General features: G+C 71.3%; 1 protein-coding gene and 1 pseudogene. Both read left to right on the top strand.

Annotation, left to right across the window (positions count from 1 at the left end):
* Positions 1–14328, top strand: a 14328-nt coding sequence (locus ACZ4XD_RS14545) for an SDR family NAD(P)-dependent oxidoreductase (protein ID WP_468041961.1), incomplete at its 5' end; no start/stop codon positions are given.
* A 49-nt stretch (positions 14329–14377) separates the two neighbouring features.
* Positions 14378–25057: pseudogene (locus ACZ4XD_RS14540) on the top strand (SDR family NAD(P)-dependent oxidoreductase); the annotation flags it as partial.
* Positions 25058–25070: the final 13 nt, after the last annotated feature.

The following is a 25070-nucleotide window of genomic DNA, read 5'->3' as shown; positions in this document are numbered from 1 at the left end:
GTGGCTGGTGAGGGGCGCCTTGGTGTGCTGTTCACCGGTCAGGGGGCGCAGCGGCTGGGGATGGGCCGTGAGTTGTATGAGACGTATCCGGTGTTCGCGCGGGCCTGGGATGAGGTGTGTGCGGAGCTGGATGGTCTGCTGCCTCGGCCGCTGACGGAGGTGGTCCGGGACGGGGGTGACCTGCTCGATCAGACGCAGTATGCGCAGGCGGCGCTGTTCGCCCTCGAAGTCGCCCTCTACCGTCTCGTTGAGTCTCATGGTGTGACGCCGGCTGTGCTGCTGGGGCACTCCATTGGTGAGGTGACGGCTGCCTATCTGGCGGGTGTGTGGTCGCTGGCGGATGCGGCGAAGTTGGTCGCGGCGCGTGGGCGGTTGATGCAGGCTCTGCCGGCCGGTGGCGTCATGGTGTCGGTGCGGGCGTCGGGGGACGAGGTCGCTCCGCTGCTGGAGGGCCGGGAGCAGGTCGGCATCGCCGCCGTCAACGGTCCCGAGTCCGTCGTGCTCTCGGGTGCCAAGGCCGAGGTGGCGCAGATCGCCGCCGCCTTGGAGGCGGAGGGCCGCAAGGTCAAGCGGCTGCGGGTGAGCCATGCCTTCCACTCGCCGCTGATGGACCCGATGCTGGCGGAATTCCGCACGGTCCTGGAGCAACTCACCTACAACGAAGCCCAGTTGACGCTGGTCTCGAACGTGACCGGCTCGCTCGCCGACTCGGCCGAACTCCGCGACCCCGAGTACTGGGTGCGGCACGTCCGGGAAGCCGTCCGCTTCCACGACGGCGTCCAGGCCGCCCACGCTGAAGGCATCACCACCTTCCTTGAACTCGGCCCCGACGGTGTGCTCTGCGCCATGGGTCAGGACTGCCTGCCGGAGACCGTCACCCTTCAGCCGAGTCTGCGCAAGAACCGGTCCGAGCCGGAAGCCGTTCTCCAGGCTCTGGGCGCCGTTTACGCGCGGGGTGTCGTCGTGGACTGGGCGACGTCCTTCCCCGGCGCCCGCCGAGTGGCCCTGCCCACCTACGCGTTCCAGCGCCAGCGGTACTGGCTTGACCGCACCGGTATGGGTACCGGCGATGTGACCTCGGCCGGTCTGGCCGCCGCGGATCACCCGCTGCTCAGCGCCGCGGTGCCGCTGCCCGGATCTGACGGGTTCCTCTTCACCGGGCGGCTGTCCCTGGCCACTCACCCCTGGCTGGCCGACCACGCCGTCATGGACACCGTGCTGGTGCCCGGCACCGCGCTGGTCGAACTCGCCATCCGTGCCGGGGACCAGGTCGGTTGCGATCTGCTGGAGGAACTGACCCTTCAGGCGCCGATGATCATCCCGTCGGCCGGCGGCATACAGATCCAGATCACCGTGGATGGTCCGGACGCCCACGGCCGACGCGAGCTGTCCATGTTCTCCCGTGGCGAGGACGGCGCGGAGCCATGGACCCAGCATGCCCTGGGCGTGCTGACCACCGCAGGTGCCACCCCGGTCCCGGACCTGGGTGAAGCGGCCTGGCCGCCGGCCGGGGCGGAGGCCGTCTCCGTGGACGGCTTCTACCCGGAACTCGTCGACGCCGGATTCGGCTACGGCCCGGTGTTCCAGGGCGTACGGGCGGCCTGGCGGCGCGGCGCGGAGCTGTTCGTCGAGGTCGCGCTGCCCGAGGGCGCGGCCGAGCAGGCCGCCGAGTTCGGGCTGCACCCTGCCCTGCTCGACGCCGTACTCCAGACCTTCGGTCTCAGCGACGACCTCGGCACGGACGGCCCCGGTCTGCCCTTCGCCTGGGCCGGAGTCCGTCTGCACGCCGTCGGCGCGGCCTCCTTGCGGGCCCGGCTGACGCCGACCGGTGACGGCGGGATGCGGATCCTGGCCGTCGATGAGGCGGGCGCCCCGGTGGCCACCATCGACGCCCTGACCACCCGACCGGTGCCTGCCGCCGGGCAGCTGGCGAGTGCTGGTGGCGGACAGCGGGAGGCGTTGTTCGCGGTGGAGTGGGCGCCGGTCGCGCTGCCCGCCGGGGACGTGGACGGCTCGTGGGCGGTGGCCGACGAGGATGTGGTGCCGGCGGCCGGTCTGGGCGTGGCGGTCCTGGATCCGTCGGCGGAGTCGGTGCCGGGTCATGTGGCCTGGTCCCCGGACGTGGAGACCGGTGCGAGCGCGGGGGTTCCGGGCTCGGTGCGCGGGGCCACGGCTGAGGTGTTGCAGCGGGTACAGGTCTGGCTGGCGGATGAGCGGTTCGACGGTTCGACGCTGGTCGTGGTGACCCGGGGCGCCGTCTCGATGGCGAGCGAGCCGGTTGAGGTGGCGGCGGCCGCGGTGTGGGGGCTGGTGCGGTCCGCGCAGTCGGAGAATCCGGGCCGGCTCGTGCTGGTCGATGTGGACGGTGCGGCGAATTCGCTCCAGGCCGTCCGTGCGGCCGTGGCGTCCGGCGAGCCGCAGCTGGCGATCCGGAACGGTGCGGTCTCGGTGCCGCGGTTGGCGCGGTCCGTGCCGTCCGGAGTGGAGGGTGCGCGGGTGTGGGACCCCGAGGGCACGGTGCTGATCACCGGTGGCACGGGAAACCTGGGTGCGTTGTTCGCCCGTCATCTGGTGTCCGAACACGGTGTCCGCAGCCTGGTGTTGACGAGTCGACGGGGCCTGGAGGCCGGCGGCGCCCGGGAGTTGCAGTCCGAGCTGACGGAGCTTGGCGCCCGGGTTGAGGTCGTGGCGTGTGACGCGGCTGACCGGGAGGCACTCGGGGAGTTGCTGGCGGGCATTCCGGCCGATGCCCCGCTGACGGGTGTGGTGCACACGGCCGGTGTCCTGGACGACGGCATCATCGGCTCGCTCACCCCGGAACGTCTCGACACCGTGCTTCGCCCGAAGGTGGACGCGGCCTGGAACCTTCATGAGCTGACCCAGGGCCTGGACCTGTCGGCGTTCGTGCTGTTCTCCTCGGCCGCCGGTGTGCTCGGCAGCGCCGGGCAGGGCAACTACGCGGCGGCCAACTCCTTCCTCGACGCGCTCGCCGAGCACCGTCGGCTCAGTGGTCTGCCGGGTACCTCTCTGGCCTGGGGGCCGTGGGCGGCGGACACCAGCGGAATGACCGGCCAGGTCGAGGACACCCATCTGCGGCGGATGGCCGCGGACGGGTTCCTGGCGATCTCCGCGGCCGATGGGACCGCGATGTTCGACGCGGCCGTCGGCGCCGAAGAGGCCGTGATCGCACCGATCCGACTGGACCCGCGGGCCCTCGCGGCATCCGGGGCGGTGCCGGCGATTCTGCGCGGAGTCGTGCGGGCTCCGGCACGCCGCACCGCGGCCGAGGCCACCTCGGCCGGAACGCTGGGCGACCGCCTGCTCGGCCTCCCCGTCGAGGAACGCGATGAGCTGCTGCTCGACCTGGTGACCACCCAGGTGGCGGCCGTACTGGGCTACGAGAACTCGGGTGCGGTCCGTATCGACCAGGTATTCAAGGACCTCGGATTCGACTCGCTGACGGCGGTCGAACTGCGCAACCGGCTCAACTCGGCCACCGGCCTCCGGCTGCCCGCGACCCTGGTGTTCGACTACCCGACGCCGGCCGCGCTGCTGGACCACCTGCGGGACGAGTTGGTCGGGGACCGGGACCAGCCGACAGTCACCGGCGTCGCCACCGGTACGACGGTGGACGAACCCATCGCCATCATCGGTATGGCCTGTCACCTGCCCGGCAACGTGCACAGCCCCGAGGACCTCTGGCGCATGCTGGAAACCGGGCGGGACGGCATCTCCGCCTTCCCCGGCGACCGCGGCTGGAACCTCGATGCCCTGTACCACCCGGACCCCGACCACCAGGGCACCTCCTACACGCGCGAGGGAGGTTTCCTGGACGGCGCCGCGGACTTCGACCCCACATTCTTCGGGATCAGCCCGAACGAGGCGCTGGCCATGGACCCGCAGCAGCGACTGCTGCTGGAAACCTCCTGGGAGGCCCTGGAGAGCGCGGGAATCGACCCCACCACCCTGCGCGGCACCCCGACCGGCGTATACGCCGGGCTCATGTACCACGACTACGTCCACCAGTTGCAGTCCGTGGGCGAGGGCGTCGAGGGCTTCATGGGCACCGGCAACTCCGGCAGTGTGACCTCCGGCCGGCTGGCCTACTCCTTCGGATTCGAAGGGCCCGCGGTCACCGTGGACACCGCGTGCTCGTCCTCTCTGGTGGCCCTGCACTTCGCGGTGCAGGCGCTGCGGTCCGGCGAATGCTCGCTGGCCCTGGCCGGCGGCGTGACCGTGATGGCCACCCCCGATACGTTCATCGACTTCTCCCGGCAGCGCGGCCTGTCCGCGGACGGCCGCTGCAAGCCGTTCGCCGCGGCCGCGGACGGCACGGGCTGGGGCGAGGGCGTCGGCATGCTGCTCGTCGAGCGGCTTTCGGACGCCCGGCGCAACGGTCACCGGATCCTTGCGGTGGTGCGGGGTTCGGCGGTCAACCAGGACGGTGCGTCCAACGGTCTGACCGCGCCGAACGGTCCCTCGCAGCAGCGGGTGATCCGGCAGGCCCTGGCCGGCGCACGACTGTCCCCGTCCGAGGTGGACGCGGTGGAGGCGCACGGCACCGGTACGAGACTGGGTGACCCGATCGAGGCCCAGGCGCTGCTGGCCACGTACGGCCAGGACCGCCCCGAGGACCGGCCGCTGTGGCTGGGGTCCATCAAGTCGAACATCGGTCACACTCAAGCCGCGGCCGGAGTCGCCGGCGTGATGAAGATGATCCTTGCCATGCAGCAGGGCATCCTGCCCAAGTCGCTGCACGTGGATGAGCCCTCCCCGCATGTGGACTGGGCCGCCGGCGCGGTCGAACTGCTCGCCGAGGCACGCGAATGGCCGGACACCGGCCGTCCGCGGCGGGCGGGTGTGTCGTCGTTCGGCATCAGCGGGACGAATGCGCATGTGGTGCTGGAGCAAGCCCCTGAAGACGTGCCGGCCGAGCCGGTTGAGGAGCCCCGGCCCGGGGCCCTGCCATGGGTGCTGTCGGCACGTTCGGAGCAGGCGTTGGCGGCTCAGGCGGGCCGGTTGGTGTCCTTCGTGGAGCAGCGCCCGGAGGTGGGCCCGGCTGATGTCGGGTTCTCGCTGGTGGCTTTGCGGGCGGAGTTGGAGCACCGGGCCGTGGTGGTCGGCGCCGATCAGGATCAGTTGTTGAGCGGCTTGCGTGGGCTGGCCGGTGGGTTTGCCGGTGGCCTGGATGGTGCCGGTGTGGTCCAGGGCAGTGTGGCGGCTACGGCAGCTTCTGGTGCGGTGCTGGTGTTCCCTGGCCAGGGTTCGCAGTGGCTGGGTATGGCGGATGAACTGCTGGCCGCTTCCCCGGTGTTTGCGGGGCGGATGGCTGAGTGTGGTGCGGCGCTGTCGGAGTTTGTGTCCTGGGATCTGATGGCGGTGCTGTCGGATGAGGATGCGTTGGCGCGGGTTGATGTGGTGCAGCCGGTGCTGTGGGCGGTGATGGTGTCGCTGGCCGCGGTCTGGGAGCACTGCGGCGTGGTGCCCGCTGCCGTGGTGGGTCATTCGCAGGGTGAGATCGCTGCGGCCTGCGTTGCCGGGATCTTGTCCCTGCGTGATGGTGCCCGGGTGGTGGCGTTGCGCAGTCAGGCCATCGGGCGGGTGTTGGCCGGACGTGGTGGCATGGTGTCGGTTGCCGGCTCGCGTGCGGCGGTTGAGGAGCGCATCGCCAAGTGGGGCGAGCGGCTGTCTGTCGCGGCCATCAACGGGCCGTCCGCCACGGTGGTTTCCGGTGAGCCGGATGCTTTGCAGGAGTTGCTGGCGGAGTGCGCTGAGCAGGAGGTGCGGGCCCGGCAGATTCCGGTGGACTACGCCTCGCACGGCGCGCAGGTCGAGTTGTTGCGCGAGGAGCTCGCCACGGTCCTGGCCGAGGTGGCGCCTGCGGAAGGCCGTATCCCGTTCTACTCGGCGGTGCATGCGTCGGTGGTCTCGGGCGAGGGGCTGGATGCCGGGTACTGGTTTGAGAACCTGCGCAATCCGGTGCGGTTCGAGGAGGCCGTGCAGGCGCTGCTGTCCGACGGGCATGGAGTGTTCGTGGAGTGCAGTGCGCATCCCGTACTGACGCCCGGAATCGAGGACACGGCGCAGGAAGCGGGCAGCCCCGTCGTGGTGACGGGCACTCTGCGCCGCGACGAAGGCGGCTGGTCCCGGTTCGCGCAATCGCTGGGCCGGCTCTGGGCGCATGGCGTCCCGGTGGACTGGAGCACCCTGCTCCCGGCCGGCCGACGGGTCGACCTGCCCACGTACGCCTTCCAGCACAAGCGCTACTGGCCCGCCACTGTGGTCGCGGCCGGTGACGCCACCGGCCTCGGCCAGGCGGACTCTCAGCATCCCCTGCTGGGCGCGGCCGTGACCCTGCCCGAGTCCGACGGCTACCTCTTCACCGCGCGGCTGTCCCTGGCCACGCACCCCTGGCTGGCCGACCACTCGGTGCTCGGCGCCGTGGTCCTGCCGAGTTCCGCCCTCGTGGAGCTGGCCATCCGGGCCGGTGACCAGGTCGGTTGCGATCTGCTGGAAGAACTCACCGTGCTGGCTCCGCCTGTCCTGCCGGACAGCGCCGGGCTCCAACTCCGTGTCACCGTCGGCGAGTCCGACGCGGACGGGCGGCGGGAGCTGGCCGTGTTCTCCCGCAATGAGGACGCCGAGGCAGATCTGCCCTGGACCCGGCACGCCACCGGTGTACTGGCCGCGGGCGCTGCGTCCGTTGGATTCGGCGAAGCGGTCTGGCCCCCGACCGGCGCCGATACCTTGACGGTGGACGGGCTCTACGACGAACTCGCCGCCGCCGGGATCGCCCATGGCCCGGTCTTCGAGAACGTTCGGGCGGCCTGGCGCCGTGGTGCGGACCTGTTCGCCGAGGTCGCTCTCACGGAGGAGATCGCGGGCGAGGCGGGCCGATTTGGTCTGCACCCCGCCCTGCTCGACGCCGCGCTCCAGCCGGTGACCCGCCAGGAAGCCGCGGACGGGACACAACTCGCCACTCAGTGGACGGGTGTGACGCTGTTCGCCGAGGGCGCGACCGCGCTACGAGTCAAGCTCTCCAGCGTGCGGGACGGCTACGCCCTCGTAGTCGCCGATCACGACGGCGAAGTGGTCGCCGCGGCCGAATCCATTGCCTGGACGGCGATTTCCGAAGCGGAGGTGGCGACGGTCGCCGGCCCGGGGCACCGGGATTCGCTGTTCGGGGTGGAGTGGTCGGAGTTGCCGCTTCGGTCGGAGCCGGTGGCGGGTTCGTGGGCGATCCTTGGTGAGGATGTGGGGCTGGCTGCTGCGTTGGGTGCGTCGGGTGCGGACGTGCTGAGTGAGCTGGTGGAGGTGCCGGAGTGTGTGGTGCTGGCGGTGCCTCGCTCGGATGGTGCGTTGGAGGTGCCGGCGGCGGTTCGGGCCGCGGTGGGTCGGGTGCTGGAGGGTGTGCAGTCGTGGCTGGCGGATGAGCGTTGCATGCGTTCGAAGCTGGTGGTGGCGACCCGTGGTGCTGTCTCCGTGGCCGGAGAACCGCTGGATGCGGTGGGTGGCGCGGTCTGGGGTCTGCTGCGTTCCGCGCAGACCGAGAACCCGGATCAGTTCGTGCTCATCGACCTTGATGAGCAGCAGTCCTCGGTGGAGGTCATTGCGGCGGCGGTTGCTTCGGGTGAGCCGCAGTTGGCGGTTCGCGACGGGGTGGTCTCCGTGCCGCGGCTGGTGCGGACTGCGCCGTCGGAGGGTGCGCCGGTGTGGGGTTCCGAGGGCACGGTGCTGATTACGGGTGGCACGGGCACGTTGGGTGCACTGTTCGCCCGGCACCTGGTGTCTGAGCATGGCGTTCGCAGCTTGGTGTTGACGAGCCGCCGTGGCTTGGAGGCTGGCGGCGCCCGGGAGTTGCAGTCCGAGCTGGTGGAGCTGGGTGCCCGGGTTGAGGTCGTGGCGTGTGATGCGGCTGACCGTGACGCGCTGGCCGCCGTGCTGGCCGGGATCCGGGCCGATGCCCCGCTGACAGGTGTGGTGCACACGGCAGGTGTTCTGGACGACGGCATCATCGGCTCGCTGAATCCGGAACGTCTCGACACTGTTCTGCGGCCGAAGGTGGACGCGGCCTGGAATCTGCACGAACTGACCCAGGACCTGGACCTGTCGGCCTTCGTACTGTTCTCCTCGGCTGCCGGTGTGCTCGGCAGTGCCGGACAGGGCAACTACGCGGCGGCCAACTCCTTCCTCGATGCCCTCGCTGAGCACCGTCGCCTCGGTGGCCTACCGGGTACCTCCCTGGCCTGGGGCCTGTGGGCTGATGCCAGTGGAATGACGGGGCAGCTCAGCGAAACCGACCTGCGGCGGATGGCCCGGGGCGGGATGATCCCGCTCGGCCAGGCCGAAGGCACCGCGCTGTTCGATGCGGCCATGGCCACGAGCCGGCCGGTTGCGCTGTCCGCCCATCTCGACCTGAACGCCATCGCCGCCACCGGAGAGGTTCCGTCGCTGCTGCGCAGCCTGGTGCGGGTCCGGCGCCGTGCCGTGACCACCGGCAGCGCAACGGCCGACACCCTCGCCGAGCGACTGCGCCCGATGACCGAGGCGGAGCGCGAGCGGACCTTGGTGGAGCTGGTCCGCCGGCAGGCCTCCGCCGTCCTCGGCTACGACGGCGGCGACGCCGTGGGGACCACACGGGCCTTCAAGGAACTCGGCTTCGATTCCCTCACCGCGGTCGAACTGCGGAACCGGCTGAACGCGGCCACCGGGCTGACCCTGCCGGCCACGCTGATCTTCGACTACCCGAACCCGGAGGCCCTCGCCCGTTACGTACGCGAGGAACTGCTGGGCACGGTGGCCGCGCCGGTCGCCACGGTTCCGGTGGCGCGGCCCGTCGACGACGACCCCATCGTGATCGTCGGCATGGCCTGCCGCTACCCCGGAGGGGTGGCTTCGCCGGACGACCTCTGGCAGCTCGTGACCAGCGGCGGGGACGCCATTTCCGGCTTCCCCGTGAACCGCGGCTGGGACCTGGACAACCTGTTCGGTAGCGACTCCGCCGAAACCGGCAAGAGCATCACCCAGCAGGGCGGATTCCTTTACGACGCGGGCGAGTTCGATGCCGGCTTCTTCGGGATCAGCCCCCGGGAGGCCCTGGCGGCCGATCCGCAGCAGCGCATTCTGCTGGAGGCCGCCTGGGAGACCTTCGAGAACGCGGGCATCGACCCGCTGGCCTTGAACGGCAGCCAGACCGGGGTGTTCACCGGGATCAACTACCACGACTACGCGCCCGCCGACGGAAACGTCCCCGAGGACATCGAGGGCTACCTCACCACCGGTGGCGCGGGCAGTGTGCTCTCCGGCCGTATCTCCTACTCACTCGGCCTGGAAGGGCCCGCGGTGACCGTGGACACGGCCTGCTCCTCGTCACTGGTGGCACTGCATCTGGCGATCCAGGCGCTGCGCTCCGGGGAGTGCTCGATGGCCCTGGCCGGCGGTGTCTGCGTCATGGCCACCCCCGGCAACTTCGTGGAGTTCTCCCGGCAGCGCGGTCTCGCGGCGGACGGCCGCTGCAAGCCGTTCGCCGCCGCCGCGGACGGCACCGGCTGGGCCGAAGGAGCCGGCATGGTGCTCGTCGAGCGGCTGTCGGATGCCCGGCGGAACGGTCACCCGGTCCTGGCTGTCGTCCGGGGTTCGGCGGTGAACCAGGACGGTGCGTCCAACGGTCTGACTGCCCCCAACGGTCCGTCGCAGCAGCGGGTGATCCGTCAGGCGCTCGCCAACGCCGGTCTCGAAGCGTCCGAGGTGGACGCGGTGGAGGCACATGGCACCGGTACGACGCTGGGCGACCCGATCGAGGCCCAGGCGCTGCTCGCCACGTACGGGCAGAACCGGCCCGCCGACCAGCCGCTGTGGCTCGGTGCGGTCAAGTCCAACATCGGGCACACCCAGGCGGCGGCCGGTGCGGCCGGAGTCATCAAGATGGTCTACGCGCTCCAGCAAGGGCTGCTGCCCAAGACTCTGCACGTGGACGAGCCCACCCCGCATGTCGACTGGTCCGTGGGCGCGGTGGAGCTGCTCACCGAGACTCGGAAGTGGCCGGAGACCGGCCGCCCGCGCCGGACCGGTATCTCCGCCTTCGGCATCAGCGGCACCAACGCCCACGTCATCCTTGAGCAGGCTCCCGTAGAGGAACCCGTCACGACGGAGGCCGGCAAGGCGGAAGCCACCAAGACGGAACTCGCGAAGGCGGAACCCGGCGCGGCCGCGTCCGCCGCGAGCGGGTCTGCCGATGCGCTGGCCTGGACACTCTCCGCGCGGACGCAGGAAGCCCTGTACGCGCAGGCGGCACGGCTGGTGTCCTTCGCCGCCGAACACCCGGAACTGGCCCCGGCCGACATCGGGTTCTCACTGGCCACCACTCGCGCGGCGTTGGAGCACCGCGCGGTCGTTGCCGGGACGGACCGGGATGCCCTGCTGGCCGCGGCCGGACGACTGGCCGCGGGCGAGCACCCCACAGCGGCCGTCGGCGATGGCCGGGTCGGTGTGCTGTTCACCGGCCAGGGCGCGCAGCGACTCGGCATGGGCCGTGAGCTGTACGACGCCTACCCGGTGTTCGCGCGGGCCTGGGATGAGGTGTGCGGGGAGCTGGACGGTCTGCTGCCGCGGCCTTTGCGTGAGGTGGTCTGGGGCGAGGAGGACCTGCTCGATCAGACGCAGTATGCGCAGGCGGCGCTGTTCGCCCTCGAAGTCGCCCTCTACCGTCTCATCGAATCCCATGGCGTGACGCCGGAGGTGCTGCTGGGGCATTCCATCGGTGAGGTCACGGCCGCCTATCTGGCCGGTGTGTGGTCGCTGGCGGATGCGGCGAAGCTGGTCGCGGCCCGTGGGCGGCTGATGCAGGCCCTGCCGGCCGGTGGCGTGATGGCGTCGGTGCGGGCTTCGGAGGACGAGGTCGCGCCGCTGCTGGAGGGCCGGGAGCAGGTCGGTATCGCCGCCGTCAACGGCCCCGAGTCCGTCGTGATCTCCGGCGCCGAGACCGAGGTCGAGCAGATCGCCGCCGCCCTGGAGGCGGAGGGCCGCAAGGTCAAGCGGCTGCGCGTAAGCCACGCTTTCCACTCGCCGCTGATGGACCCGATGCTGGCGGAATTCCGCACGGTCCTGGACCAACTGACCTACAAAAACGCTCAGTTGACGCTGGTCTCGAACGTGACCGGCCGTCTCGCCGACCCCGCCGAACTCCGCGATCCCGAGTACTGGGTGCGGCACGTCCGCGAAGCCGTCCGTTTCCACGACGGTATCCAGGCCGCCCACGCCGAAGGCATCACCACCTTCCTCGAACTCGGCCCCGTTGGCGTCCTGTCCGCCATGGCCCAGGACTGCCTACCGCAGACGGCCACTACTACCACCGCCCCCACCACCCTCCAGCCGACCCTGCGCAAGGACCGCCCCGAACCCGGAGCGCTGATTGACGCACTGGGCGGGCTGTGGGCCCGTGGCGTCGCGGTGGACTGGACCCCGCTGTTCCCGGGGGCCCGCCGGGTGGCGCTGCCCACCTACGCGTTCCAGCGGCAGAACTACTGGCTGCCGGCCAACGCGGGGAGCGGCAACGTGTCCTCGATCGGGCTGGGCGCCGCGGACCATCCGCTGCTCGGCGCGGCGGTCAGCCTGCCGGATGCGGTGGTCCTCACCGGGCGGCTGTCCCTGGCCACCCATCCGTGGCTGGCCGACCACACCATCATGGACACCGTTCTGCTGCCGGGAACCGCCCTGGTCGAACTGGCCATCCAGGCCGGGGACCAGGTCGGCTGCGATCTCCTGGACGAACTCACCCTGCACGCCCCGCTGATTCTCCCGCCGCACGGCGGAATGCAGCTGCGCGTCACGGTGGGGGAGGAGTCGGCCGGGGACGGGCGCCGCGAACTCGCGGTGTATTCCCGGAACGAGAACGAGACCGAGCTGGAGTGGACCCGGAATGCGACCGGCACACTGACCGTCGCGACCGATACACCGGTGCGCTTCAGCGAAACCGTCTGGCCGCCGGCCGATGCCGAGCCCATCCCGGTGGACGGGTTCTACGAGGAACTGGTCTCGGTCGGCTTCGCGTACGGGCCGGTCTTCCAGGGGCTGCGCGCGGCCTGGCGGCGGGGCGCGGAGGTGTACGCCGAAGTGGCCCTGCCCGAGGAGCCGGGAGCCGATGCGGCGAAGTTCGCCCTGCACCCTGCGCTGCTCGATGCCGCGCTACAGACCGTGGGACTGCTCGGGGACGCCGTATCGGGGCTGCCGTTCGCCTGGACCGGTGTCCGGCTGCACGCCGTCGGTGCGAGCGCACTGCGCGTCCGTCTCTCGCCGACCGGTGACGGCGGGGTGCAGGTCCTGGTGGCCGACGAGACCGGTGCGCCGGTGGCGACCATCGATTCGCTGGTGACCCGGCCGGTGCCGGCCGAACAGCTCGGCTCGACCACGCGGTGCGGAGCGCTGTACGAGCTCGCCTGGACCGCCCTCGAAGAGGCGCCCGCCGAGCCGGTATCCGGTAGCTGGACCGTGGTCGGTCCGGATGACGGGAAGATCGCCGAAACCCTGCGGCGGGCAGGCGGGGACGTCAGCACCTGCCCGGAGCCGGCGAACGCCGCGGGCCAGGGCGCGGCACCGGACTTCGTGGTGCTGCCGGTAGCGGTCCCGGCGACCGGTGCCGGGACGGAGGCGACGCCGGCCGCGGCGCGTGCGGCGGTGCACAGCGTCCTGGACACGGTCCAGACGTGGCTGGCCGACGAACGTCTCGCGGACACCCGGCTGATCGTCCTCACCCGGGGCGCGGTCTCACCCGACGGGGCACCGGCCGACCTGGCGACCGCGCCGGTCTGGGGCCTGCTGCGTTCCGCGCAGTCGGAGCACCCGGGGCGGATCGTGCTGGCCGACCTCGACGACGAGGACACCTCGATGGCGCAGCTGCCCGCGCTGATCGCCGCCGGTGAACCGCAGGCCGCGATCCGCCGGGGAGTCCTGTCGGTGCCCCGCCTGGCCGTGCTCGCACCGTCCGGGCAGGACAGCGCCCCGGTGTGGAACACCCGAGGCACGGTGCTGATCACCGGCGGGACCGGTGTGCTGGGCGCCGAGGTCGCACGGCACCTGGTGTCCGGACACGGCGTACGGAACCTGGTGCTGACCAGCCGCAGCGGCCCGACGGCCGAAGGCGCCGAGGAACTGCGGGCCCAACTCACCGAAGCCGGCGCCCGGGTGGAGATCCTCGCCTGCGATGCGGCCGACCGGGACGCGCTCGCCGCGGTGCTGGCCGGTATTCCGGCGGACGCTCCGCTGACCGGGGTGGTGCACACCGCCGGCGTCACCGACGACGGGGTGATCACCTCGCTGACCCCCGACCGGGTGGACCGGGTGCTGCGGCCCAAGGTGGACGCCGCCTGGAATCTGCACGAGCTGACCCAGGACCTGGACCTGTCCGCGTTCGTGCTGTTCTCCTCGGTCGCTGGCATCCTCGGCGCGCCGGGACAGGGCAACTACGCCGCCGCCAACACCTTCCTGGACGCGCTCGCCGCGCACCGGAGGGCGGCGGGTCTCCCCGCGGTCTCGTTGCCCTGGGGCCTGTGGGCGCGGAGCAGTGGAATGACCGGCAAGCTCGGCGAGGCCGACCTGCGGCGCATCGGCAGCGGCGGGCTGGTACCGCTGTCTTCCGAGGCGGGGGTGGCACTGCTCGACGCGGCCGCCGTGGCCGGTCCGGCCGTGGTGCTCCCGATGGACCTGGACCCGCGGAAGCTCGCGGCGTCGGGGGACATCCCCGCGGTGCTGCGCGGAGTGGTGCGGGCCCCCGCACGGCGGGCGGCGGCAGCCGGACCGGTCGTGGCGGAGGTATCGCTGGGCGACCGGCTGGGGGCGGTACCGGCGGCCGAACGGTCCGGCATGGTGCTCGATCTGGTGCGCACCCATGTCGCCGCGGTCCTCGGACATGCGGAGACCGCGAAGATGAAGGCGGACCAGCAGTTCACCGAGCTGGGCTTCGACTCGCTGACCGCCGTGGAACTGCGCAACCGTTTGCACACCGCCACCGGTCTGCGGCTGCCGGCCACCCTGATCTTCGACTATCCGACCTCCGCCGCACTCGCGGACCACATCCTCGGCGAGGTGGTGGCGAACGAGCCCGACCCCGTCGCGACGGTGCTGGCCACCATCGAAAAGCTGGAAGCCGGTCTCTCGATGCTGCGGACGGAGAGCGGTGACCGAAGGGATATCACCAAGCGGCTGGAGCGTGCGCTGAGCCAGTACCGCGACGGCGATACGGCGGAATACGGCGACGACACGGACAGCGATATCCGGGACGCCTCCACCGATGAACTGCTGGACGTCTTTGACCGGGAGTTCGGTAACTCATGATCTTCCAGAACATTTTTCGTGCCGGTCGAAGGGGCGGAACCAGGTGACCAACGACAAGAAACTTGTCGAGTATCTCAAGCAGGCCACAATCGATCTGCGGCAAAGTCGCCGCCGGATCTGGGAACTCGAATCGGAACCGATCGCCATTGTCGGCATGGCCTGCCGCTATCCCGGTGGAGTCGCCTCTCCGGAAGACCTGTGGACGCTGTTGTCCGAGGGACGCGACGGCATGTCCGCCTTCCCGGCGGACCGGGGCTGGGACGTGGAGGGGCTGTACCACCCCGACCCGGAAAACCCCGGCACGTCCTATGTCCGGGAGGGCGGATTCCTTCAGAACGCCGCGGAGTTCGACCCGGGGTTCTTCGGAATATCGCCGCACGAGGCGCTCGCGATGGACCCGCAGCAGCGGCTGCTCCTGGAAACGTCGTGGGAGGTCTTCGAACGCGCCGGAATCGACCCGGGAACCCTGCGGGGCAGCAAGACCGGCGTTTATGCCGGGCTGATGTACCACAATTACGCCGCGCGGGTCCTCGATGTCCCCGACGACATCGCCAGCTTTATGAGCACCGGCGCGGTGAGCAGTGTGGTCTCCGGCCGGATCTCCTATCTGTTCGGCTTCGAAGGCCCCGCGATCACCGTGGACACCGCCTGCTCCTCCTCGCTGGTGGCGCTGCACCAGGCGGTACTGGCGCTCCGGGCGGGGGACTGCGATCTCGCGCTGGCCGGCGGCGTGACCGTGATGGCCACCGCGGATACCTTCGTCGACTTCTCCTACCAGCGCGGTCTCGCGGCGGACGGCCGCTGCAAGCCGTTCGCCGCCGCCGCGGACGGCACCGGCTGGGGCGAGGGCGCCGGCCTGCTGCTGGTGGAGCGGCTGTCGGACGCCCAGCGCAACGGCCATCCCGTGCTCGCGGTGGTGCGGGGTTCGGCGGTGAACCAGGACGGTGCGTCCAACGGTCTGACCGCCCCCAACGGGCCCTCGCAGCAGCGGGTGATCCGCCAGGCGCTCGCCAACGCGCATCTCTCGCCGTCGGATGTGGACGCGGTGGAGGCGCACGGCACCGGGACGACCCTGGGAGACCCCATCGAGGCCCAGGCGCTTCTGGCGACCTACGGGCAGGACCGCCCGGCGGACCGCCCACTGTGGCTGGGCGGTATCAAGTCCAACCTCGGGCACACCCAGGCCGCCGCCGGAGTCGCCGGAATCATCAAGATGGTGCTCGCCATGCAGCACGGCGTGCTGCCCAAGACCCTGCATCTGGACGCCCCTTCACCGCATGTGGACTGGTCCGCCGGCGCGGTGGAACTCCTCGCCGAAGCCAGGGACTGGCCGGAGGCCGAACGACCGCGCCGGGCCGGGGTGTCCTCCTTCGGCATCAGCGGCACCAACGCCCATGTCGTCCTCGAACAGGCCCCCGCCAACGACCGTGCAGAGGCCGGACCCGTCCCCGTGGCATCCGACCCCTCCGGTCTGGTGCCCTGGGTGCTGTCCGCCCGTTCCCGGCAGGCGCTCGCCGCGCAGGCAGCCGGACTCGCCGCCTTCGTGGACGGGCAGCCGGAGCTGAACCCCGTGGACACCGGCTTCTCGCTGGTCACCACGCGTGCCGCCCTCGACCATCGCGCGGTCGCCCTGGCCACCGACCGGGCCGGACTGCGCACCGCGGTGGCCGCCCTGGCCACCGGTGACGCCGCGCCCGGCGTGCTCACCGGACTGGTCAGCGACGGCAAACTCGGTGTGCTGTTCACCGGTCAGGGGGCGCAGCGGCTGGGGATGGGCCGTGAGTTGTATGAGACGTATCCGGTGTTCGCGCGGGCCTGGGATGAGGTGTGTGCGGAGCTGGACGGTCTGCTGCCCCGGCCGCTGACGGAGGTGGTCCGGGACGGGGGCGACCTCCTCGACCAGACGCAGTATGCGCAGGCGGCGCTGTTCGCTCTCGAAGTCGCCCTCTACCGTCTCGTTGAGTCTCATGGTGTGACGCCGGCTGTGCTGCTGGGGCATTCCATTGGTGAGATCACGGCTGCCTATTTGGCGGGTGTGTGGTCGCTGGCGGATGCGGCGAAGTTGGTCGCGGCGCGTGGGCGGTTGATGCAGGCTCTGCCGGCCGGTGGCGTCATGGTGTCGGTGCGGGCGTCGGGGGACGAGGTCGCGCCGCTGCTGGAGGGCCGGGATCTGGTCGGGATCGCTGCCGTCAATGGTCCTGAGTCCGTGGTGCTCTCGGGTGCCGAGGCCGAGGTGGAGCAGATCGCTGCTGCCTTGGAGGCGGAGGGGCGTAAGGTCAAGCGGCTGCGGGTGAGCCATGCCTTCCACTCGCCGCTGATGGACCCGATGCTGGCCGAGTTCCGCGCGGTGCTGAGGCAACTCACGTACGCGGATGCTCAGTTGCCGGTGATATCGAACGTGACCGGTGCGCCGGCCGACTCGGCCGAACTCCGCGACCCCGAGTACTGGGTGCGGCACGTCCGGGAAGCCGTCCGCTTCCACGACGGTATGCGCGCCGCCCACGCCGAAGGCGTCACCACCTTCCTCGAACTCGGCCCGGACGGCGTCCTGTCCGCCATGGGACAGGACTGCCTGGCGGAGGACGTGGCCTTCGTGCCCACGCTGCGCAAGGACCGTCCCGAACCCGAGGTGGCGACGGAGGCGCTCGCCGGGCTGTGGGTCCGTGGGGTCCCCGTCGACTGGCAGCCGATGCTCGCCGACGGCCGCCGGGTGGAACTGCCGACGTACGCCTTCCAGCGGCAGCACTTCTGGCTGGAAGGTGACACCGGGGCGGGCGATATGACCGCCGCGGGTCTGGGCGCTGCCGATCACCCGCTGCTCGGTGCCACCGTGACCCTGCCGGACGCCGTGGTCCTGGCCGGCCGGCTGTCCCTGGCCACCCACCCCTGGCTCGCCGACCATGCCGTACTCGGCGCCGCCGTACTGCCCGGCTCGGCCTTGGTCGAACTCGCCATCCGGGCCGGGGACCAGGTCGGCTGCGACCTGATCGAAGAACTCACCGTGCGGCGGCCACTGGTTCTGCCGGAGCGGGGCGGAGTCCAGCTGCGCGTCGTCGTCGCGGAGCCCGACGAGGACGGCCGCCGGGAACTGGCCGTGTACTCGCGGCTTGAGGAGTCCCCCGAACAGTCCTGGACCGCGCACGCCATGGGTGCGCTGGCGGCGGGTGCCGGGACGATGGCGTTCGGCGAAGCGGTCTGGCCGCCGGCCGGCGCCGAGGCGCTCTCCGTGGACGGCTGCTACGACGCTCTCGGTGCCGCCGGATTCCACCACGGCCCCGTGTTCCAGGGCGTCCAGGCCGCCTGGCGGCGGGGCGACGAGATCTACGCCGAGGTCGCCCTGCTGAACGAAGTCGCCGCCGACGCCGCGAAGTTCGGGCTGCATCCGGCCCTGCTCGACGCGGCGCTGCAACCAGCGCTCGACGGGCTGCGGCTCCCCGCGTCCTGGACCGGGGTGCGCCTGCACGCCGTGGGTGCCACCGCGCTCCGGGTGAAGCTGAGCAGGGCGGCTGACGGGTATGCGCTCCTCGTCGCCGATGAGGCCGGCGGCGTGGTCGCCTCCGTAGACGCGGTGCGCTGGGAGCCGGTGGTTCCCGAGCAGCTGACCATGACTGTCCCGGGCGACCACCACGACTCGCTGTTCGCGGTGGAGTGGGTGTCCCTGCCGGACCTTCCCGAGACTTCCGATGCCGAGGGCGACGACGACCTCGTCCTTCTGCATCCGTCGGTGGCGGGGGAGGGGACGACCGTTCCTGACGGCGTGCGTGCGGTGACCCACCAGGTGCTGGAACAGCTTCAGAGCTGGGTCGCCGATGACCGGAACGCCGCTGCCCGGCTCGTCGTGGTGACCCGGGGTGCCGTCTCGGTCGCCGGTGAGCCGGTGGATCTGACCATGGCACCGCTCTGGGGGCTGGTGCGCTCGGCGCAGTCGGAGCACCCGGGCCGTTTCGTGCTGGTCGATATCGACGGCCATGAGACGTCCTCCGCCGCGATCCGTGCCGCCGTGGCCACCGGTGAAACTGAACTGGCGCTCCGGGACGGCGCGTTGTCGGTACCGAGGCTCGCCAGGCTCGAACCGTCTGGGCCGTCCATACCGTCCGTACCGCCCGGGCCCTCCGGACCGTCCGGGCCCCTGGGATCCTCCGGACCCTCCGGTACGGCCTCGGTCTGGAACCCCGACGGCACCGTACTGATCACCGGCGGCACCGGAACCCTGGGCAGCCTGATCGCCCGGCACCTGGTGACCGCGCACGGCATCCGCAGCCTCCTGCTGACGAGCCGGCGCGGCCAGGACGCCGAGGGCGCGGCCGTACTCCGCGAGGAACTCACCGCGCTGGGCGCCCAGGTGGAGATCGCCGCCTGCGACGCGGCGGATCGCGACGCCCTCGCCGAACTGCTGGCGGGAATCCCGGCGGACGCTCCACTGACCGGAGTCGTGCACACCGCGGGGGTCACCGCCGACGGAACCCTCGGCTCCCTCACCGGGGAAAGCCTGGACACCGTGCTGCGGCCCAAGATGGATGCCGCCTGGAACCTGCACGAACTCACCCAGGACGCCGATCTCTCCGCGTTCGTCCTCTTCTCGTCGGCCGCGGCGGTACTCGGCGCGGCCGGCCAGGGCAACTACGCCACCGCCAACACCTTCCTGGACACGCTCGCCCGCCATCGCCGGAACAACGGCCTGCCGGGCACCTCCCTGGCCTGGGGGCTCTGGGCCGAGACCAGCGAGATCACCAAGCAGCTCAGCGACACCGATCTGCGACGGATGGCCCGCGGCGGACTCGTCCCGCTCACGGCGGAGGACGGCGTGGCCCTGTTCGATGCCGCGCTCACCACGGACACCGCACTGTCCGTCCCGATACGGCTGGATCTGCGGGCGCTTGCCGCCTCCGGGGAGGTGGCGCCCGTCCTGCGGGGACTGGTGCCGGTGCGTCGGCGTGCCGCCACGGCCGGCGTCGGTGCCGGTAACGCGTTACGGGACCGTCTCGTCGGCCTGCCGCAGGCCGACCAGGACCGGGCGCTGAGGGAACTGGTCACGGCCCAGGTCGCCCTGGTGCTCGGGTACGCGGGCAGCGGCGCGGTGGAGGCATCCCGCGCGTTCAAGGACCTCGGGTTCGATTCGCTGACCGCGGTGGAACTGCGCAACCGCATGGACACCGCGACCGGACTCAGCCTCCCGGCGACCCTGATCTTCGACTATCCGACCCCGGCCGCACTCGTGCGGTTCCTGCGGGAAGAACTGCTCGGCGGGCAGACCGCCACCACCGTGGTGCGGTCCCGCGGGACCGTGGACGACGATCCCATCGCCATCGTCGGTATGGCCTGCCGCTTCCCCGGCGGCGTCGCCTCGCCGGCGGAGCTCTGGGACCTGCTGGCCCGCGGCGAGGACGCGGTCAGCGACTTCCCCGGCGACCGCGGCTGGGACGTCGAGCGGCTCTACCACCCGGACCCCGACCACCACGGCACCTCATACGTCCGAGAAGGCGGCTTCCTGCGGGACGTGGCCGACTTCGACCCCGGGTTCTTCGGCATCTCACCGCGTGAGGCGACCGCCATGGACCCGCAGCAGCGGCTGCTGCTGGAAACCTCCTGGGAGGCACTGGAGGACGCGGGGATCGACCCGACGACGCTGCGCGGTGCCGACACCGGCGTCTTCGTCGGCACCAACGGCCAGGACTACGGCTCCTTCCTGGCCCAGAGCTCCGCCGAGGTGGACGGCCACCTCGCCACCGGCACCGCGGGCAGCGTGGTATCCGGCCGGATCTCCTACACCTTCGGCTTCGAGGGCCCCGCGGTAACGGTCGACACCGCGTGCTCATCCTCGCTGGTGGCCCTGCACTGGGCCATCCAGGCGCTGCGGTCCGGCGAATGCTCACTGGCCCTGGCCGGTGGTGTGACGATCATGTCCACACCGATGGAGTTCATCGAGTTCTCCCGCCAGCGCGCCCTCGCTCCGAACGGCCGCAGCAAGGCTTTCGCCGAGAGCGCGGACGGCGCGGGCTGGGGCGAGGGCGTCGGTCTGCTGCTCGTGGAGCGGCTCTCCGATGCCCGGCGCAATGGCCATACGGTCCTGGCGGTGGTGCGTGGTTCTGCGGTCAACCAGGACGGTGCGTCCAACGGTCTGACCGCCCCCAACGGCCCCTCGCAGCAGCGGGTGATCCGTCAAGCCCTTGCCAACGCCGGTCTCGAAGCGTCCGAGGTGGACGCGGTGGAGGCGCACGGCACCGGTACGACGCTCGGCGACCCGATCGAGGCTCAGGCGCTGCTGGCCACATATGGGCAGGGGCGGCCGGAGGAGCGGCCGTTGTGGCTGGGTTCGGTGAAGTCGAACCTCGGGCACGCCCAGGCCGCGGCCGGGGTGGCCGGGGTGATGAAGATGGTGCTGGCCATGCGGCACGGTGTGCTGCCGAAGACGCTGCATGTGGATGAGCCGTCGTCGCATGTGGACTGGTCGGCGGGTGCGGTGGAGCTGCTGACGGAGGCCAGGGAGTGGCCCGAGAGTGGTCAGCTGCGGCGGGCGGGTGTCTCGTCCTTCGGCATCAGCGGGACGAACGCACATGTCGTGCTGGAGCAGGCACCTGAAGAGGCACCTGAAGAGACACTGGCGGAGCCGGTCGAGGAGGCACCGCCCGGTGTTCTGCCGTGGGTGCTCTCCGCGCGCTCCGAGCGTGCGTTGGCCGCTCAGGCGGGCCGGTTGGCGTCCTTCGTCGAGGACCGCAAGGAGCCGGATCCCGTTGATGTGGGCTTCTCCCTGCTGAGCACGCGGGCGGGGTTGGAGTACCGGGCGGTGGTGCTCGGTGCTGACGGTGCGGACCTTGTTGACGGCCTTCGTGGGCTGGCTTCGGGGGTGGATCCCGCGGGTGTGGTGCGGGGTGCGACCGGTACGGGAGCCAGTAGCCGTGTGGCGCTGGTTTTCCCTGGCCAGGGTTCGCAGTGGCTGGGTATGGCGGATGAACTGCTCGCCGTCTCCCCGGTGTTCGCGGGGCGGATGGCTGAGTGTGGTGCGGCGCTGTCGGAGTTCGTGTCCTGGAAGTTGGACGAGGTGCTGTCCGACGAGGACATGCTGGCGCGCGTTGATGTGGTGCAGCCGGTGCTGTGGGCGGTGATGGTGTCGTTGGCCGCGGTCTGGGAGGACTGTGGCGTGGTGCCGTCGGCTGTGGTGGGGCACTCTCAGGGCGAGATCGCCGCGGCCTGCGTTGCCGGCATCTTGTCTCTGCGTGATGGCGCCCGGGTGGTGGCGTTGCGCAGTCAGGCCATCGGCCGTGTCCTGGCCGGACGCGGCGGCATGGTCTCCGTCGCCGGCTCGCGAGACGCCGTCCAGGAGCGCATCGCCAGGTGGGGTGAGCGGGTGTCCGTAGCCGCCATCAACGGCCCGACTTCGACCGTCGTTTCGGGCGAACCCGAGGCCTTGCAGGAGTTGCTGGCGGAGTGCGCCGAGCAGGACGTACGGGCCCGGCAGATCCCGGTGGACTACGCCTCGCACGGCGCCCAGGTCGAGGAACTGCGCGAGGAACTCGCCACCGTCCTGGCGGAGGTGACCCCTGCTGAAGGCCGGATCCCCTTCTACTCCGCGGTGCACGCCTCGGTCCTCTCCGGCGAGGAGCTGGACGCCGCCTACTGGTTCGAGAACCTGCGCAACACCGTGCGGTTCGAGGAAGCGATCCAGGCCCTCCTTGCCGACGGCCACGGCGTCTTCGTCGAGTGCAGCGCGCACCCCGTCCTGACCCCGGGAATCGAGGACACCGCGCAGGAGGCGGGCAACCCCGTCGTGGTGACGGGATCTCTCCGCCGCGACGAAGGCGGCTGGCCCCGCTTCGCGTACTCGCTCGCCCAACTCTGGACGCATGGCGTCCCGGTGGACTGGAGCACCCTGCTTCCGGCCGGCCGACGGGTCGATCTCCCCACCTACGCCTTCCAGCGGCAGCGCTACTGGCTGTCGGCCTCAGCGGGTACTCAGGATGCGGCCGGTCTCGGGCTGCAACCGGTGGAGCATCCGCTCGTCCCGGCCGCCGTTTCCATGGCCGGTACGGACACGGTCGTCCTCACCGGGCGGATCAGTACGGCCACCCACCCGTGGATCGCCGACCACACCGTCCGGGGCGTCACCATCCTCCCCGGCACCGGCTTTGTGGACCTTGCCATCAGGGCGGGTGACCAGGTCGGCTGCCCCAGGGTCGAGGAACTCGTGCTGGAGGCCCCGCTGATCCTCCCGGATCAGGGCGGGGTGCAGCTCCAGGTCAGCGTCGGCGCTCCGGACGATCAGGGCCGCCGACCGGTCACGGTGCACTCGCGCGCCGACGATGCACTCGACGGTGAGCCATGGACCGGCCATGCCACCGGGCTGCTCGGACCGGACACCGCCGCCGACAGTGGAACCGGCCTCGACGTGTGGCCCCCTGAGGGAGCCAGCCCGGTGGATCTGGACGGCATTTACGACCAGCTGGCCGCCGCCGGAGTGGACTACGGGCCCGTGTTCCAGGGCCTGCGGGAGGTCTGGCGTCAGGGTGACGACCTCTACGCGGAGGTGACCCTGCCGCAGGACCAGCGGGACCAGGCCGAGCGGTTCGGGCTGCACCCGGCCCTGCTCGACTCCGTACTGCACGCCCTGTCGTGGTCTCCGCTCGCGGAGCAGGACGGTGGCCCCTGGATGCCCTTCACCTGGAACGGCGTCTCGCTCTTCGCGACCGGGGCGACCACCCTGCGGGCCCGCCTCAGCACCGCGCCCACCGGGGCCGTGACGCTGGACATCGCCGACGGCCTCGGTGAGCCCATCGCCTCCGTCGACGCGCTGCGGCTCCGGGCCGTCACCGCCACCGCACTGACCGGCGCGGCACCGCGCGACACCCTCTTCCGCCCCGAGTGGACGGCCCTCCACGGGCCGAAGTTCACCGGCTCCTGGGCGGTGCTCGGTGCGGACCGAGCGGGCCTGGCGGCCGCGTTCACCGGGAACGGCGAGACCTACACCGATCTCGCCGCGCTCACCGCGGCGGTCGAGGCGGGCGCGCCCGTCCCCGAGGTCGTACTGACCGCCGCACCGCGCAGCGACCGGGACGGATTCCTCCCGGGGGTGGTACACGGAGCCGTGCGCGATGCGCTGGAACTCATCCAGCGCTGGCTGGGCGACGACCGGTTCGCCACCTCCCGTCTGGTGCTGGTGACGAGCGGGGCCATGGCGGCCGAGGCCACCGACCCGGTGACCGATCTGCCGTACGCAGCGAGCTGGGGACTGTTCCGGTCCGCCCAGTCCGAGCATCCCGACCGGTTCGTCCTCGTCGATCTGGACGAGCAGGACTCCTCGGCCGCCGCCCTGCCGGAGGTCATCGGCTCCGGCGAGCCCCAGGCCGTGGTCCGGGCCGGCACGCCGCGCGCCGTACGGCTCACCCGGGTCCACCTGACCGGCGAGGCCCCGGCCTTCGACCCACAGGGCACGGTGCTGATCACCGGCGGTACGGGAATGATCGGCACCCTGGTGGCCCGTCATCTGGTGACGCAGCACGGGATACGTCATCTGCTGCTCACCAGCCGCCGTGGCGCGGCGAGCCCGGGGGCCACGGAACTGCGGGACGAGCTGGCCGGACTCGGGGCGGAAGTCACCCTTGCCGCCTGCGACGCCGCGGACCGGACCGCGCTGGCGGAGCTGCTGGCGGCTGTTCCGCAGGACCGTCCGCTGACCGCGGTCGTGCACGCGGCAGGGGTGGTCGAGGACAGTGTGGTCACCTCGCTCACCGCGGGGCATCTGGACACCGTGCTGCGGCCCAAGGTGGACGCGGCCTGGAACCTGCATGAGCTCACCAAGGAGCTTGGCCTGTCGGCGTTCATCCTGTTCTCCTCGGCGGCCGCGCACTTCGGCAACGCGGGGCAGGGCAACTACGCCGCCGCCAACGCCTTCTTGGACGCACTGGCACACCACCGGCGCGCCCAGGGCCTGCCCGCCGTCTCGATGGCGTGGAGCGTCTGGGCCGAGCGGGTCCAGGCCGCGGACCAGAGCGAGGAGATGCGGGCGGAGCGGATCTCGGCGGGAGCGATGACCGCGGAACTCGGCATGGTCCTCTTCGACCACGCCCGCCGGGCCGCCGAACCGGTGCTGGTGCCGATTCCGCTGGACATCCCGGCGATCCGGGCCCTGCCGAAGGACCGGATACCGATCCTGCTGCACGGTCTGATGCCGGGCGACACCCGGCGCTCGGCCGGCACCGAGGGGCCTGGCGAGAAGGGCTGGACGGACCGGCTGATCGCCATGCCGGCGGACAAACAGCGGGAGACCGTACTGGCCTTGGTGCGTACTCAGGTTGCGTCGGTACTCGCCTACGAGTCCGCCGATCAGGTCGAGGACCACCGGCCGTTCAAGGACCTGGGGTTCGACTCGCTGACCGCCGTGAAACTGCGCAATCAGCTCGCCGCGGCCGGTGGCCTGACCCTGCCCGCCACCCTGGTCTTCGACCATCCGACCCCGGTCGCGCTCGCCGAGTTCCTGCGGGCGGAACTCGTACCGGCCGAGGCGAACCCCTCGGCCCGGCTGCTCGCCGAACTCGACCGGATCGCCGCCGGACTGCCGGAGATCGCCCCCGACGCCGCCGGCCGGGACAAGATCACCGCTCGGCTGCGAAGCATCTTGTGGCAGTGGGACGAGAGCAGGAACGGCGAGAGTCCGGAGAACCCCGAAGAGGACTTCGACTCAGCCACCGATGACGAACTCTTCGACGCTCTCGACAACGAACTCGGAATGTCCTAACGCGTGCGGATCA

This window comes from Streptomyces sp. NPDC029466, from assembly GCF_055574515.1.
This window is presented reverse-complemented; position numbering and strand designations above follow the sequence as displayed.